This is a genomic window from Phyllobacterium calauticae (assembly GCF_019991125.1).
GTDB lineage: Bacteria > Pseudomonadota > Alphaproteobacteria > Rhizobiales > Rhizobiaceae > Phyllobacterium > Phyllobacterium calauticae.
The window spans coordinates 340,527-355,091 of sequence record NZ_JAGENB010000003.1; the positions used below are offsets into that span (position 1 = coordinate 340,527).

The 14,565-nt window shown below is 60.0% G+C and carries 14 protein-coding genes; 2 read left to right on the forward strand and 12 right to left on the reverse strand.

Going from position 1 to position 14,565, the window contains the following annotated elements:
* Positions 1-41: 41 nt before the first annotated feature.
* Positions 42-695: a fructose-6-phosphate aldolase gene (fsa, locus tag J1W56_RS13525; RefSeq protein ID WP_223613800.1), complete on the forward strand. Its 654-nt coding sequence runs from the start codon at positions 42-44 to the stop codon at positions 693-695.
* Positions 696-802: 107 nt separating this feature from the next.
* Here the strand turns inward: fsa and J1W56_RS13530 are convergent, their stop codons facing one another.
* The 11 genes from J1W56_RS13530 to leuS all read right to left on the reverse strand — a co-directional run bounded on the left by J1W56_RS13530 (position 803) and on the right by leuS (position 13,126).
* Positions 803-1,813 (reverse strand): isopenicillin N synthase family dioxygenase, encoded by a 1,011-nt coding sequence (locus J1W56_RS13530; RefSeq protein WP_223613801.1) that lies wholly within the window; start codon positions 1,811-1,813, stop codon positions 803-805.
* 50 nt (positions 1,814-1,863) lie between these two features.
* Positions 1,864-2,664: an ATP-binding cassette domain-containing protein gene (locus J1W56_RS13535; protein WP_223613802.1), complete on the reverse strand. Its 801-nt coding sequence runs from the start codon at positions 2,662-2,664 to the stop codon at positions 1,864-1,866.
* 9 nt (positions 2,665-2,673) lie between these two features.
* Positions 2,674-3,453 (reverse strand): ABC transporter permease subunit, encoded by a 780-nt coding sequence (locus J1W56_RS13540; protein ID WP_223613803.1) that lies wholly within the window; start codon positions 3,451-3,453, stop codon positions 2,674-2,676.
* The gene (ssuD, locus tag J1W56_RS13545) at positions 3,450-4,619 is read right to left on the reverse strand and encodes an FMNH2-dependent alkanesulfonate monooxygenase (RefSeq protein ID WP_223613804.1); all 1,170 of its coding nucleotides are present in this window, start codon (positions 4,617-4,619) and stop codon (positions 3,450-3,452) included. The genes J1W56_RS13540 and ssuD overlap by 4 nt, the downstream gene beginning before the upstream one ends.
* A gap of 59 nt (positions 4,620-4,678) precedes the next feature.
* On the reverse strand, positions 4,679-5,635 hold the full coding sequence (locus tag J1W56_RS13550) for an aliphatic sulfonate ABC transporter substrate-binding protein (RefSeq protein ID WP_223613805.1): 957 nt from the start codon (positions 5,633-5,635) through the stop codon (positions 4,679-4,681).
* Positions 5,636-5,855: 220 nt separating this feature from the next.
* Positions 5,856-6,707, reverse strand: a complete 852-nt coding sequence (gene tauC, locus J1W56_RS13555) for a taurine ABC transporter permease TauC (RefSeq protein ID WP_223613806.1) — start codon at positions 6,705-6,707, stop codon at positions 5,856-5,858.
* On the reverse strand, positions 6,704-7,477 hold the full coding sequence (locus tag J1W56_RS13560) for a taurine ABC transporter ATP-binding protein (protein ID WP_223613807.1): 774 nt from the start codon (positions 7,475-7,477) through the stop codon (positions 6,704-6,706). Before J1W56_RS13560 ends, tauC begins: the two co-directional genes overlap by 4 nt.
* Positions 7,478-7,589: 112 nt before the next feature.
* Positions 7,590-8,597, reverse strand: coding sequence for a taurine ABC transporter substrate-binding protein (tauA, locus tag J1W56_RS13565; protein WP_223613808.1), 1,008 nt, complete (start codon positions 8,595-8,597; stop codon positions 7,590-7,592).
* Between the two features lie 148 nt (positions 8,598-8,745).
* Positions 8,746-9,906, reverse strand: a complete 1,161-nt coding sequence (locus J1W56_RS13570) for an AAA family ATPase (RefSeq protein ID WP_223613809.1) — start codon at positions 9,904-9,906, stop codon at positions 8,746-8,748.
* 21 nt (positions 9,907-9,927) lie between these two features.
* Positions 9,928-10,509 carry an LPS assembly lipoprotein LptE gene (lptE, locus tag J1W56_RS13575; RefSeq protein ID WP_223613810.1) on the reverse strand — a complete coding sequence of 194 codons (582 nt, stop codon included), beginning with the start codon at positions 10,507-10,509 and terminating at the stop codon, positions 9,928-9,930.
* On the reverse strand, positions 10,496-13,126 hold the full coding sequence (leuS, locus tag J1W56_RS13580) for a leucine--tRNA ligase (RefSeq protein ID WP_223613811.1): 2,631 nt from the start codon (positions 13,124-13,126) through the stop codon (positions 10,496-10,498). Before leuS ends, lptE begins: the two co-directional genes overlap by 14 nt.
* Before the next feature lie 119 nt (positions 13,127-13,245).
* Here leuS and J1W56_RS13585 point away from each other — a divergent pair, with 119 nt between their 5' ends.
* A complete protein-coding gene (locus tag J1W56_RS13585; protein WP_223613812.1) occupies positions 13,246-13,911 on the forward strand; it encodes a YggS family pyridoxal phosphate-dependent enzyme in 666 nt (221 codons plus the stop codon).
* 10 nt (positions 13,912-13,921) lie between these two features.
* Here J1W56_RS13585 and J1W56_RS13590 read toward each other — a convergent pair whose 3' ends face one another.
* Complete coding sequence (locus tag J1W56_RS13590) at positions 13,922-14,464, reverse strand: YcbK family protein (RefSeq protein ID WP_223613813.1); 543 nt, start codon at positions 14,462-14,464, stop codon at positions 13,922-13,924.
* Positions 14,465-14,565 lie beyond the last annotated feature (101 nt).

Genomic DNA, 14,565 nt, shown 5'->3' on the forward strand with positions numbered 1-14,565 from the left:
GGACACCATCCCTTTAGCCCCATTTAAGGAGGACTGCTCCAATGAAATTTTTTGTCGATACTGCCGATGTGAAGGATATCCGCGAACTGAATGATCTCGGATTGCTCGACGGCGTGACCACCAATCCGTCGCTGATCCTCAAATCCGGTCGCAGTATCCTCGACGTCACCAAGGAAATCTGCAGCATCGTCGATGGCCCGGTTTCCGCAGAGGTTACTGCTGTCGAATATGAGCAGATGATGAAGGAAGCGGCGGTTCTTTCCAAGATCGCCAACAATATCTGCATCAAGGTTCCGCTGACACTCGATGGTTTGAAGGCTTGCAAGGCGCTCACCTCCGATGGCCATATGGTCAACGTCACGCTGTGCTTCTCCGCCACCCAGGCGCTGCTTGCCGCCAAGGCCGGTGCAACATTCATCTCGCCGTTCATCGGCCGCATCGATGACATCGGCATCAACGGCATGGATCTGATCGCCGAAATCCGCACGATCTATGACAACTACGACTACAAGACGGAAATCCTGGCGGCTTCGATCCGCACGATCAACCATGTCAAGGAAGCCGCACTGATCGGTGCCGACGTTGCCACCATCCCACCGGCAACACTGAAGGCGCTGGTCAAGCATCCGCTGACGGACAAGGGTCTCGAGACCTTCCTCGCCGACTGGGCCAAGACCGGTCAGAAGATCGCCTGATCAAGGCAGATAGCTTTCAAAATGGAACGCCCGCCGGTGACGAACCTGCGGGCGTTTTGATTTGGTGAAGGCTGGGAAATCCGGTCCTTCCCGCCTGTACTGCGGGACTACAGCAGATCGGCGTGATGGCGCTGCGCGACATCGGGATGCGAACGCAGGCGTCCCTTGAGATAATTGCGTCCGACTTCCCGGAACAAGGGATTGTCCGGGTCCGTATCGGCACCGCCCGCCTCCCGCGCAAGATCGTCCGGCAGTGTCAGCAACGGCACATTGGCGTTGAGATCGGCGCCGAAGAAGAACGCCACCGACAGCCGGTCCTTGCCCGACGGCGGTGAGACGACGCGGTGCACGGTCGCCTTGAGATAGCCATTCGATGCCAGTTCGAGAATTTCGCCGATATTGATGACGAACGTCCCGGGAACCGGTGTGGCATCGATCCAGCCGCCATCCTTTTCCACCTGCAGGCCGCCCTGCACATCCTGCAGCAGCAGGGTCAGAAACCCGCTGTCCTTGTGCGCGCCAACACCTTGATCGCTGCCGGTTGCATCGCGGCCGGGATAGCGGATGATCTTCAGGTGCTGATTGGGCGCCTTTTCGTAGATGGGCCCGAAAACATCCTTTTCCTGCCCAAGTGCCGTTGCAAAGGCCTGCAGCAGCTCGATGGCAACCCGCGTCAGCTCGCTCTGCCACTCCAGCACAATGGATTTCAGGTCGGGCAGGCTATCCGGCCATTGATTGGGGCCCTGCAACCGCGACCACGAAGGTGTTGTCGGATCCTGCTGGATAACGGCCCGCTCCGCGCCCACGTCAAACTGTTCGCGCCAGTCCGCCTGTCCCCTGGTCCGTTCCCAACCCGCACGGGTATAACCGCGGAAATGCGGTGAATTGACCATTTCCACGGCAATCTTGTCCTCCTTCGGCAAGGCAAAGAACCGCTTGGAAACAGCAACGATATCCCTTTGCAGCTGTTCGGCGACGCCATGGCCGCTCAGATAGAAAAAGCCATAGATTCGTGCTGCATGGCGCAAGTCCTCGAAGAAGGCTTCCCGTTCCTCGGGATCGCGATAACGCCCGAAATCGAGTGTTGGTAAGGTGTCGGTTTTGGGTAGGGCGCTCATCGTTCAGGTCTCCGCATGCAATCCGATTGTCTATCCCGATGCATTCAACTTCAAGATGTTCTTTGCGTGTAAAGCTGGTCCAGAATCTGGCGCTCGAAAAAGGCGAGTTCCGGCGAGGCATGCCGCCGCGGCCGCTCCACCGGAATGGCCAGATCAAGGGCGATCCGGCCGCTATCGATGACGACGACACGATCTGCCAGCGCAACGGCTTCCGCCACATCGTGCGTCACCAGCACCGCCGTGAATTTCTTGGTGAGCCAGATGCGTTCAAGCAATTGCTGCATTTCAATGCGGGTCAGGGCATCCAGCGCACCGAGCGGCTCGTCCAGAGCCAGAATGCGGGGGTGCCCGACCAATGCACGCGCCAGGGCCACGCGCTGGCGTTGGCCACCCGACAGCACAGAGGGCCACTCTTCGCTGCGATCGGCAAGTCCCACTTCCGCAAGAATATCGAGACTTTTCTGCCGAACCTCCGAGCCGCGGGCAATGCCGGTCAATCCGACATCCACATTGGCACCAACCCGCGCCCACGGCAGCAGCCGCGGCTCCTGGAACATGATGCGCGTGCGCTTCTGATCCTTCGTTTCACCGGCATGAACCAGCTCGCCGGCTGTCGGCTTGTCGAGCCCGGCCAGCAACCGCAGCAATGTGCTCTTTCCGCAGCCGCTTTTGCCGATAACGGCAACGAACTGGCCGTCATGCACGTCAAGATCGATCCCCTGCAGCACGGTCTTGTCGCCAAAGCGTTTGGTAACGTTACGGAACGAAAACGCGATCCTGCGGGCCGTTACGGTGGCGCGGGCCGTGGTTTCAGCAAAGGATTGGCGGGCGGTGATGGTTGCTGCGGTCATCGTCGTTCCTTACACGTTTTGAAAGGCCGGGTGCCATTGCAGGGAAAGCCGCTCGAGGGACCGCGCCAAGACATCGGCGAGTTTTCCGAGGAGCGCATAGATCAGGATCGACAGGACAACCACATCGATCAGCAGAAATTCCCGCGCCTGCATGGCCATATAGCCGAGGCCGGAGGATGCGGAGATCGTCTCGGCCACGATCAGCGTCAGCCACATGATTCCCAGCGCATAGCGCAGCCCGACGAAAATCGACGGCAGGGCGCCCGGCAGGATAACCCGCATGAACAGCTGCGAACGGGACATGCCGTAAATGCGGCCCATTTCAACCAGTTGCGGGTCGACGCCCTGAATGCCAAGGAGCGTGTTGATATAGATCGGAAAGAAAACGCCAAGCGCGACCAGAAACAATTTTGCTTCCTCGTCGATGCCGAACCACAAAATCACCAGCGGGATAAGGGCCAGATGCGGGATATTGCGGATCATCTGGATGGTCGTATCGGTGAGCCCGCGGCTGAGCGCGGAAAGCCCGTTGGCAAGGCCAAGGCCAAAACCGATGGCGCCGCCCACAACGAAGCCGCTCAAGGCGCGCAGCGTGGATATGCGGATATTTTCCAGCAGTTCACCTGACAGAAGCAGCTTCCAGAAGGCGGCGCCCACGGCTGAAGGTGCCGGCAGGACATTGGCCGAGATGACACCGGCACGCGACGCAATTTCCCACCCGACAAACAGAAGGGCGGGAAGCAGCCAGCCTACGGCGCTGCGGCCGATGGACTGAAGCGCCCTGCTCATGAGGCCGCCTGCAGCCGTTTGGCACCGTGGAAACCAACGGCAAATTCGTTGGCGATCTCCTGCCGGGGCGTGTTTCTGCGCTCGCCCAATCCCAGTTTCGGGAACAGCAACTCGGCAACGCGGTAGGCTTCTTCAAGATGCGGATAACCGGAGCCGATCACCGTATCGATACCCACGTCCTGATATTCGCGGATGCGTGCGGCAATGCTTTCGGGACTGCCGACAAGGGCGGTACCCGCCCCGCCGCGAACCAGTCCGACGCCTGCCCACAGATTGGGGCCGACAAGCAGCCTGTCACGGCGTCCGCCATGCAGCTCCGCCATGCGGCGCTGGCCGACGGAATCCATTTCCTTGAGGAAGCGCTGCTGTGCAATCTCGATCTGGGCGTCGGTCACGCGGCTGATCAGCCTGTCAGCCGCGGCCCAGGCCTCGTCTTCGGTTTCGCGCACGATGAAATGCAGCCTTATGCCGAACCGCAGCGTGCGGCCCTTGAGCGCGGCCTTCCTGCGCGCGCGCTCGATCTTTTCTGCGACCTGCGCCACAGGCTCACCCCAGGTGAGGTACATGTCCACCTGCTCAGCCGCGAGATCCTGACCGGCATCGGACGAGCCGCCGAAGTAAAGCGGCGGCGGGCTCTGGACGGGAAGCAGATCGAGCCGCCCGCCCTGAACCCGGTAATGCCTGCCTTCAAAATCGACGGTCTCGCCGGTCACCAAGCCCTGCCAGATTTTCAGGAACTCGGCTGCCTGTTCGTAACGCTGGTCATGCGGCAGGAAAACGCCATCACCGGCCAGCTCCGTCGGGTTGCCGCCGACGACGACGTTGAGCAGCAGACGCCCATTGCTGAGCCGGTCGAGCGCAGCGGTCTGCCGGGCGGCAAAAACAGGCGAGACAATGCCGGGGCGCAGCGCCACCAGGAACTTCAGCCGCTCCGTATGGGCGGCAAGACCCGTGGCGGTAATCCATGAATCCTCGCAGCTTTGCCCCGTCGGCAACAGCACGCCGGGGAAACCCAGCCGGTCCACGGCCTGGGCGATCTCCTTGAAATAGGCAAACTCGGGCGGCCGCTGCTGCGTTTCCGAACCGAGATAGGTTCCGTCCCCATGGGTGGGAATGAACCAGAAGAAATCAAGCGGGGCTGGTGTGGTATTTGCTGGCTGCGTCATGGCGTGGTTCCAGTTCTTTCCATGGTACGGGGCGATTTCCGCATCCCCAGTTGTTCCGTTCAGTTGCCGGGGGCCGCCCAGACGGCATCGGAAATCTTGATGGCTTTGGGGATCAGCTTCAGCTTGAAGAAGCGGTCGGCCGTTTCCTGCTGATGCACGATGATCTCAGGCGTGATCGGGAAGATGCCGAACACCGACCGGTTTGCGGCGATGGTTTGGGCTTCGAGCGGAACGCCGGTGACCTCATGCAGTGCCGCTGCCACCTTGTCCTTGTTCGCCTCGGCCCATGCAGCGGCTTCCTTCAGGGCGGCAACGGTCGTGGTCACGACATCGGGATGCGCGGCGGCAAAGTCGCGATTGGCCAGAAAATAGGTGTTGACGTCGAGCACCTCGCTGGAACGCGCGAGAATACGCGGCTGATAGCGGGTCTCGGCAATGGCAAAGAACGGATCCCAGACCGCCCAGGCATCGATCTTGTCGCTGGCAAAGGCCGCTGCGGCATCCGCAGGGCTCAAATAAACCGGGGTAATCTCGTCGTAGCTGACGTGTGCTTTCTCAAGCGCAGCCACGAGCAGATTATGCGCGCTGGTTCCCTTGCCGACCCCGACTTTCTTGCCTTTCAGATCGGCCAGGGACTGGATCGGGGAAGCCGGCTTGACGAAGATCGCTTCGCCTTTGCCATTGGATGGCAGGGCAGCGACATAGACAATGGCCGAGCCTGCGGACTGCCCGAAGATCGGCGGGGCATCGCCGACCCATCCGACATTGATGCTGCCGACATTCAGCGCCTCGACCAGGGGCGGGCCAGCGGTAAACTCGACCCATTTGACCTTGATACCTTTGGGCTCCAGAACTTTTTCAATCACCTTCTGTTGCTGGGCAATAACCGGCAGGCTCGTCTTCTGGAAGCCGATCTTGTACTCCTGCAGCGATTCGGCTGCATGGGATGCCGTTGCCGCGATAGCCGTTGCTGCAAGGACAAGGGCACCGAATAGTCTGCGCGTCAGGTTGGGCATGGGCTCTCGCAATTCTTTGGTTTGGGAGAGCATCGTCAGGATTATACCAATGGCCCTCCCGTGATCAGGAATGGCCCCAATGCTATTCAACTCGACTATTTCTATAGAGAAAATATATTTCGTTTAATGAGCCGCATGCGGATTGGTTTTCTTGGCGTCGCGCAAGCCGAAGCAAAGGCCAAGCGGTTTCCCGCAACACCTTTCCGCCGGCGGGAGTTATCTATTCCCGGCCAGCCCAGGGTGCCAATTTACATTCCAGCCGCCTGATCCCGATTTCCAGGATGAAAGCGACAATGGCGATGACGAAAATGCCCATGATGACCACGTCAGTGACCAGGAATTGTGCGGCAGACTGGATCATGAACCCAAGACCGCGCGTGGCAGCCACCAGTTCCGCTGCAACCAGCGTCGACCATCCCGCCCCAAGCGCAATGCGCAATCCGGTCAGGATGGAGGGCAGTGCACTGGGCAAAATCACGTGGCGGACGACCTGCGACCGCGTGGCACCGAGGGCGCGCGCCGCGTTGACCCGGTCAAGCGAAGCGCCTTTGACACCGGCGGCGGTGGAAATGGCAATCGGTGCCAGCATGGCAATGGCAATCACCAGGATTTTTGACGGCTCGCCTATACCGAACCAGATGATGACCAGCGGCAGATAGGCCAGTGGCGGAATGGGCCGGATGAATTCGATAATGGGATCGAAAATACCGCGCCCGATGGCGCTGACACCGATGGCGATGCCTGCGGGAACAGCGACTATCAGTGCAAGCAGCAGGGCCGCGAACACCCGCAGCAGGCTTGCAAGCAGGTGCTGCCACAGCGTGGCGTCGACAAAGCCATTGGTTGCGACGGAATAGAACTTCCACAGCACCGCCGAGGGCGCTGGCAGAAAAACCGGAGAAACCAATTTGAAATGCGCCGCAACGATCCAGACAAGCACCAGGCTGGCAATGGTTGCCGCGCTGGCAATGCGGGCCGTCCTTTTCGCCGAAGGCTTTGCCCTTTTGCCGTCTGGTCGCTCCGTGGCGCTTTCAACAGGAATATCCCGGCCGATTTCAACGGAGAGCGTCATGCCGCCTCTCCTTCGAAAATGGAATCTTCGAGCTCGGCACGCGCTTGATTGAATGCCGGGTCTGCCTTGATCGACCGGACAGGTTCGCCGCCGACATAGCGGCGGCCGAAACCAGCCTCAATCTCCCAGACGACCCGGCCGGGACCAGGGGCAAGCACCACGATCCGCGTCGCCAGCAGCAGCGCCTCGTCAATACCGTGGGTCACCATCAGAACGCCGACCGAGTTGGCGGCCCAGATATCGAGAAGCAAAGTCTGCATGCGTTCTCGCGTCAAGGCATCAAGCGCACCCAGCGGCTCGTCCATCAGCAGAAAATCCGGCTCTGCCGCCAGCGCGCGGGCAAGACCGACGCGCTGGCGCATACCACCCGACAATTCCCAGATCGCCTTGCCGCCGATGCCATCGAGCTTGACCCGTTCGAGCAGACGCGTTGCAGCGGCATCCCTCTCCTGTTGAGGTAGACCGCGCAGTTTCAGGGCGAAGCTGACATTGTCCCGCACGCTCAACCATGGAAACAGCGCGTCATTCTGGAAGACAACGGCGCGATCGGCACCGGGCGACGTGATGGTCTTCCCATCCACGGTCACGGTTCCTCCGGTCGGCGGCACCAGTCCGGCCGCGACATTGAGCAAGGTGGTCTTGCCGCAACCGGACCGGCCAACCAGGACGACGAAATCGCCTGACTGGACGGAAATGCTTGCCTGCGTGACAGCAGGCTGCGCCTGACCATCATAGTGCACGGAGACATGATCGAGAAAGAGATGTGCCATGGGGTCTACCGGTTGAACGGCGGCGTTCACGGCCTTCCCGGTCTTCGAGGGAGAGGGAACCCCGAAGACCGGAAAGAACACATGAACACCCCCGCGCTACAAGGTTTCGAACTCAGTTCGATGCGAGTGCCGCCTCCACGAATTTTGCCGTTGCATATTTCGAGTAATCAGGAAGGACAGCGTCAATCTTCCCCTGCTCTTTCAGGAATTCAGACGTAGCGGCAATGGCCTTGACCGTATCGCCGCCAAGGAACCTGGAGGATGCCTGCTCCGTCAGGGTCGGGAAAACATAACCCTTCAACAGAAGCGGCACGTCGTCAGCCTTTGCTCCCGTCAGACGGCTGATCTTTTCGGCTTGCGGCGATGTCACTGACCATGCTTCCGGCTTCGCCAGATAGTCGGCATAGGCCGCCCCGGTCACCTTGACGAAATCACGGACGGCATCCGGGTGTTTTTCGGCAAATTCTGTACGGACGATCCATGCGTCAAATGTCGGCGCACCCCACTGCGCCACTTTCGAGGAATCCACGATGATTTTGCCGCTGGTCCTGATCTGGCCAAGCGCCGGATCCCACACATAGGCCGCATCGATATCACCGCGCTCCCAGGCCGCAGCAATTTCCGGCGGACGCAGGTTGAGGACATTAACGGATTTTGAATCGACGCCTTCATGCTTCAATGCGGCAAGCAGACTGTAGTGGGTCGTTGAAACGAAGGGCACAGCCACTTTCTTGCCGGCCAGATCGGCAATCTTGCTGACATTGGAGCCATTACGGGCGACAAGTGCTTCCGATTCCCCGATGAGACCCACGACGAGAATAGTCTGGATCGGCAACTCGCGGCTGGCGGCAGCCGCCAGCGGACTGGATCCGACATAACCGATGTCAACTGAGCCGGAAGCAACAGCGGCGATGACATCCGCACCGGAATCAAACTTCCGCCAGTCGATTTTGGCGGATGCAGCCTTTTCATAGGCACCATCGGCCTGCGGAACCTTGGATGGTTCGACCACGGTCTGATAGCCGATGGTGATCTTCAGATCCTCCGCCTGAGCGGAAGCAAACGCTCCGAGACTGAAAAGAACAGTGGTCGCAGCAAGGAAATGACGGCGGGTGAACATCGGTGATCCTGACCTGTTGAAACAATCCTGTTCCAACTCTGGTCATCTCTACCAGAATTGTAGAGTTACGATCTGCCAAGTTTCCATCCCACGGAGAAAATTATTTCCCCGGCGGCGCATTCGCGGAGAATCCGGGGGTGAACGATGCTCAATCGTCATCGTCGGCATGGCTACCCGACACGCGCACTCCCTTGATGGTGGTAGCACCATGGTCGCGCACCACCGTCAGGGCCCGCGCCCCGGTTCGCGCTTCAATTTCATCGGCGAGGATGCGCGAATGGGTGACGACCCAAACCTGCGTCCGTTCCGCGGCATTGGCGATCATTTCCGCCAGGGCGGGAAGCATGGACGGGTGCAGGCTGGTCTCCGGCTCGTTCAGCGCGATAAGCCGGGGCAGGCGATAGGACAACAGTGCGCCGGCCAGGGCGAGAAACCGAATCTGCCCGTCCGAAAGCTCTTCGGGCCGGAAAATCCGCTGCGGGAATTCCGGCATCTGCAAACCGAACGTCGCGGTTTCACTGGGAACAGGCACATCAAGCACCGCACCGCCAAGAGCCGATGCAATGCAATGGTCGAGATCAGCGGTATCCCCGCGGATATGCACCAATGTGGCGAAAACGGCAGCCAGATTGCGGCCGTCCTCATCCAGCATCGGCGCGGTGATTGCCAGAGCAGGCTGCCTGACCGGCGAATCGCGGTCGGTCCGGAAGCCGTGGTAGAATCGCCATCCCAGAATGGTGGCACGCAAATCACCGATTTCGGGATATCGTCCCGCATTGCCGAGCGCCGCCAATGCTGTTTCCGAATCAAGCAGGCGTACCGGATGCTCGATTCTCCGGCCGCCATCGTCGCGGGCAAACACCGCAGGACCCTTGCGGCCCATCATCTCGACCGGGCGGCGGCCGGAATCGATTGTCAGACTTTCTTCCTTGATCTGCGGTTCAAAGGCAAAGCCTGCCGCAACCGGAGGCCGCAATCCGATCTCAATGCTGTAACTCGGCGCAAATCCCGTGCGCACCGCATGCCCGGTCCGAATCGCTTCCTCGTCATCGTCGAAGGAAGCGCTGAAGATCATACGCACCGGCCCGGGTTTGCGTTTGCCGGTCCACAGCGCCGATTGCATACCGCCCTCGCGGGCTATCTCATAGGAAAGCGTGCCCTCGGCCGCCGCCTTGATCATCTGCATGGCGCGGTAAAGGTTGGATTTGCCGACACCGTTCTCGCCAACGAACACCGCAAGCTGGCGGATATCCAACCGGATCGACTGCAGCGACCGGTAACCGGTCGCCGAGAGGGAAATCAGACGCATGGGGGGCGCCCCGTTATGCTCTTAGAGCTTGGACATGTCCTGCGCAACGCTGAGGTTCAAAGCCTCCGCAACTTCCCGTGCCGCCCGGTTGATCGCATCGCGCTGCGCCCGGAGAACGGCGTAGCGCTGTCTTGGCGCATCGTAGTCGGCGGTCACAAGACGGGTGCCCTTGCCGACGACCTTACCGTCCGCAATGCGCGTCAACGTATAGCTGCCTGTCATGCGCATCGAACCGGCGGTCGGCTGACCGGATTTGTCGTTTGTTGCATTCTGGATGAGCGCAAGCGACAGATCCTGGTAGCTGACACCGAGTTGCAGCGTATAGGCGGCATTCGCAGGCTGCCCGGCTCCATGATTGAACATGAAGATCAGATTGTTGCGCACCTGCTGTGCTTCACGGCTGCCCACTTCCGCAATGGCGATGGTGGCGAGTTTCGACTGCACGCTGCCGCTCACGCCAGCGCCTGCCCCGGCCACGGGACCCGGATTGGAATAGAGCGGGCGAACCTGGCAACCGCCGGCGATCAGAGCCATGCCGAGAACGCATACGGACAGCAAGCGCTTGGAGCCGGACACCGGCTGGAAACGATCAGGCAACGACATTGATGATCCTCTGCGGTACGATAATGACTTTCTTCGGCGGATTACCGTTCAACACCACCTTGACAAAATCAAGTTCGAGAGCGGCCTTTTCGACCGTCAATTGATCCGCATCGCGGGCAATTGTCAAATCACCCCGCTTCTTGCCGTTTATCTGTACCGGCATCGTGACGGTGTTCTCGACGATCAGCGCTTCGTTGTGATGCGGCCAGGCCTTGTCAGCAACGAAACCGCTGCCGTTGAGGGCTTTCCAGCATTCCTCGGCCAGATGCGGCATCATCGGCGCGATCATGGCAATCAGCATATCCGTCGCTTCGCGGCAGGCAGCGATGGTTGTCGCATCGGCTTCCCCTGCGGCGATCTTCTGCAAGGGAGCAGCCAGCACATTGACGAGTTCATAGAGACGCGCAACGGCCTTGTTGAAAGCGAGTTTTTCGATGTCTTCGCCGACAGCCTTGACTGTCCGGTGGGCAGCCTTGGAAATCGCCGCCGCATCGCCGTCGAAGGCAGGTGCGGCCGTCGCTCCCTGCAGGACCGGCGCTGCTTCGGAGATCAGGCGCCAGACACGCTGGACAAAGCGATGCGCACCCTCGGCTCCCGCTTCGGTCCAGATCACGTCGCGCTCGGGCGGCGAATCCGACAGCATGAACCAGCGCGCGGTATCGGCGCCATAGGAAGCGATGATGTCGTCCGGATCGACAACGTTCTTCTTCGACTTCGACATTTTCTCGATGGAGCCGATTTCGACCTCGTCGCCGGTGGCGATCAGAACCGCCCGGCGCTTGCCATTGCTTTCCTCCAGCCGCACCTCGGCCGGCGTGACCCAGTTGCCATTGGCGCCCGTGCCAAGCCGGTACGTCTCGTGCACGACCATGCCTTGCGTGAACAGTCCCTTGAACGGCTCGCTGATATCGAGATGCCCCGCAACTTTCATCGCGCGGGTAAAGAAACGCGAATAGAGCAGATGCAGGATCGCATGCTCGATGCCACCGATATACTGATCGACCGGCAGCCAGTGATTGGCCACTTTCGGATCGGTCGGCTCGTTCTCCCACGGCGCGGTGAAGCGGGCAAAATACCAGGACGAATCGACAAATGTATCCATCGTGTCGGTTTCGCGCCGGGCCGCCTTGCCGCATTGCGGGCAATTGACATGCCGCCACGTCGGGTGCCGGTCGAGCGGGTTACCCGGACGATCGAATTCCACGTCATCCGGCAGTTTCACCGGCAGGTCGGCCTTGGGAACCGGAACGACGCCGCAATCATCGCAATGGATCATCGGGATCGGGCAACCCCAGTAGCGCTGGCGCGAGATGCCCCAGTCGCGCAGGCGGAAATTCACCTTGCGCTCGCCCTGCGGACGGCCGCCGATTGTTTGTTCTTCCAGAAGTTTGGCAACCGCGTCAAAGGCCGCTGCGGGCGACAGCCCATCGAGGAAGCGCGAATTGATCATCACGCCATCATCAACGTAGGCGGTTTCGGTGATCTGGAATGTGGCCGCATCGCCGCCCTCCGGCATGACAACAGCCACGACAGGCAGGCCATACTTGTTGGCAAAATCCAGATCGCGCTGATCGCCGGACGGGCAGCCGAAAATCGCGCCCGTGCCGTAATCCATCAACACGAAATTCGCGACAAAGACCGGCAGCGTCCAGTTCTCATCAAGAGGATGTTTGACGCGCAGGCCCGTATCGAAACCCCGCTTTTCCGCGGTTTCCAGCGCAGCCAGAGATGTACCCGCACGGCGGCATTCATCGTTGAATTCAGCAAGGGCGGGATTGTTCTCTGCCGCTTTTTTCGCCAGCGGATGATCCGCCGCAATGGCCAGGAACGATGCACCGAACAGCGTATCGGGCCGCGTCGTATAGACCTCGACCTCGGTCTCGCCACCGATCTGCGATTGGGTGTCCAGCGCCCAGCGGATCAGCATGCCTTCGGACTTGCCAATCCAGTTGCGCTGCATCAGCCGCACCTTGTCCGGCCACTGATCGAGACCATCCAGAGCGCTCAGCAACTCTTCATTGAAATCGGTGATTTTGAAGAACCACTGCGTCAGTTCGCGCTGCTCCACCAGCGCGCCGGAGCGCCATCCGCGGCCATCGATGACCTGCTCGTTGGCAAGCACCGTCATGTCCTCGGGATCCCAGTTGACCTTGGAAGACTTGCGCGTCACCAGCCCCTTCTCGACAAAGTCGAGGAACAGCATCTGCTGGCGGTGGTAATATTCGACATCGCAGGTGGCGAATTCGCGCGACCAGTCCAGCGAAAGACCCATGGACTTCAGCTGGCTGCGCATTGTCGCGATGTTCTGGTAGGTCCATTCCTTGGGATGAACCTTGTTCTGCATCGCCGCGTTTTCTGCCGGCATGCCGAAGGCGTCCCATCCCATCGGGTGGAGAACATTGAATCCCTTGGCGCGTTTGTAGCGGGCTACGACGTCACCCATGGCATAGTTGCGCACATGCCCCATGTGGATGCGTCCCGACGGATAGGGGAACATCTCAAGCACGTAGTAGGGGTCGCGCGGATCGTCATTGTCGGTTTCGAAGAGCTTGGCTTCGTCCCAAACCTTTTGCCAATGCTTCTCGGCTACGCGGGGATTGTATCGTTCGGTTGCCATGAACGGGATTCTCTTGCAAAGGATAGTGATGGGCGGACCTTCACCATGGATTGACCAGAGCGTCAACCATTGACAATGAGGGTTTGGCCGAAACTGCATCAAAAAGGACACGCTTGACCATGTCGACCGCCGTTGAAAACCTTCTTGCCGTTCGCAAAGCCATTGCGAAAGCCGAAGCGGAAGCCAACCGTAGGGAAGACTCGGTGACACTCGTTGCCGTATCGAAAACCTTTGACGCAGCAGAGATTCGCCCTGTTCTGGACGCCGGACAGCGTGTTTTCGGGGAAAACCGGGTTCAGGAAGCGCAATCAAAGTGGCCCGGTTTGCGCGAGGACTATGCGGGTATAGACCTTCATCTCATCGGGCCGCTGCAATCAAACAAGAGTGAAGACGCCGTTGCGCTGTTTGATGTCATCGAAACGGTTGACCGAGAAAAGATCGCCGCAGCCCTTGCCGGCGAAATGAAGAAGCAGAACCGGTTTCCCAAGCTCTACGTTCAGGTCAATACCGGCTCCGAACCGCAGAAAGCCGGGATCGAGCCGAAGGAAGCCGTCGCCTTTGTCGAGCGCTGCCGCATGGTGCACGGGCTGGCCATAGAAGGCCTGATGTGTATCCCTCCGGCGGATGAGAACCCTGGCCCGCACTTTGCCCTTCTGGAAAAGATCGCGCAGGAAGCCGGCGTGGAAAAGCTCTCCATGGGCATGTCGGGCGACTACGAGACCGCCGTCGGCTTTGGCGCGACATCCGTGCGCGTCGGCTCGGCCATTTTCGGCAGCCGGACCTGAAAACTTGCGCTCACCAGCTGCGGCGCGGTCCGGTATCGATGTGATAATAGCCAGCGGGATAACGCTTGAAACCACCGACTTCCTTGCTGCCTGACAGATGCTGCAGCAGGCCGGACGCGCTTCCATGCACGCGGAAATCAACGGCCTGGCAGCTCAGATGGTAGGACTTTTCCCGCCCGCCTGCCTTGCGGTTGGCATTGCGTGACCGCACGGTCGAATTGACGGTGATCGGACCATAGGCCGCCGAAACTCGGTTCAAGACATGCTTGAGCCGTTCCGGCACGCAATTGGCCGGGGCCTTGTACTGAATATAGGATTTGCCGCGCGGCATGGCCGCAAGCACGAGCGGATTGATCTTGTCGAACAGGGAATCGCCGAGCAGATGCGCATGCTCTTCGTCAAAGAGGTGTGCACCAAGCCGTTTCCAGGGATTGGCCGGTTCCGGCAGCGTGCCGGCAGTGGCGGGATTGGCAAAACTCAGCCCGAACAGGGCAATCGCCAGAGAGGCGGATTTTGCGCGAAACACAACGCCGCGCAAGGGTAACATCGTCATCCATCAGTCCTTGATTGGGCGCACGCTCTTCAGTCCATACGGCGCGCCGACATTATCCTCCCAAGTCAAGGCAGAGACGGTCTAAGGTAAAATGTGTCCAA

Excerpts from the sequence above, each read along its gene's own strand:
- fsa (WP_223613800.1), top strand. The coding sequence starts at position 42 with ATGAAATTTTTTGTCGATACTGCCGATGTGAAGGATATCCGCGAACTG.
- J1W56_RS13530 (WP_223613801.1), bottom strand. The coding sequence starts at position 1,813 with ATGAGCGCCCTACCCAAAACCGACACCTTACCAACACTCGATTTCGGG.
- J1W56_RS13535 (WP_223613802.1), bottom strand. The coding sequence starts at position 2,664 with ATGACCGCAGCAACCATCACCGCCCGCCAATCCTTTGCTGAAACCACG.
- J1W56_RS13540 (WP_223613803.1), bottom strand. The coding sequence starts at position 3,453 with ATGAGCAGGGCGCTTCAGTCCATCGGCCGCAGCGCCGTAGGCTGGCTG.
- ssuD (WP_223613804.1), bottom strand. The coding sequence starts at position 4,619 with ATGACGCAGCCAGCAAATACCACACCAGCCCCGCTTGATTTCTTCTGG.
- J1W56_RS13550 (WP_223613805.1), bottom strand. The coding sequence starts at position 5,635 with ATGCCCAACCTGACGCGCAGACTATTCGGTGCCCTTGTCCTTGCAGCA.
- tauC (WP_223613806.1), bottom strand. The coding sequence starts at position 6,707 with ATGACGCTCTCCGTTGAAATCGGCCGGGATATTCCTGTTGAAAGCGCC.
- J1W56_RS13560 (WP_223613807.1), bottom strand. The coding sequence starts at position 7,477 with ATGGCACATCTCTTTCTCGATCATGTCTCCGTGCACTATGATGGTCAG.
- tauA (WP_223613808.1), bottom strand. The coding sequence starts at position 8,597 with ATGTTCACCCGCCGTCATTTCCTTGCTGCGACCACTGTTCTTTTCAGT.
- J1W56_RS13570 (WP_223613809.1), bottom strand. The coding sequence starts at position 9,906 with ATGCGTCTGATTTCCCTCTCGGCGACCGGTTACCGGTCGCTGCAGTCG.
- lptE (WP_223613810.1), bottom strand. The coding sequence starts at position 10,509 with ATGTCGTTGCCTGATCGTTTCCAGCCGGTGTCCGGCTCCAAGCGCTTG.
- leuS (WP_223613811.1), bottom strand. The coding sequence starts at position 13,126 with ATGGCAACCGAACGATACAATCCCCGCGTAGCCGAGAAGCATTGGCAA.
- J1W56_RS13585 (WP_223613812.1), top strand. The coding sequence starts at position 13,246 with ATGTCGACCGCCGTTGAAAACCTTCTTGCCGTTCGCAAAGCCATTGCG.
- J1W56_RS13590 (WP_223613813.1), bottom strand. The coding sequence starts at position 14,464 with ATGACGATGTTACCCTTGCGCGGCGTTGTGTTTCGCGCAAAATCCGCC.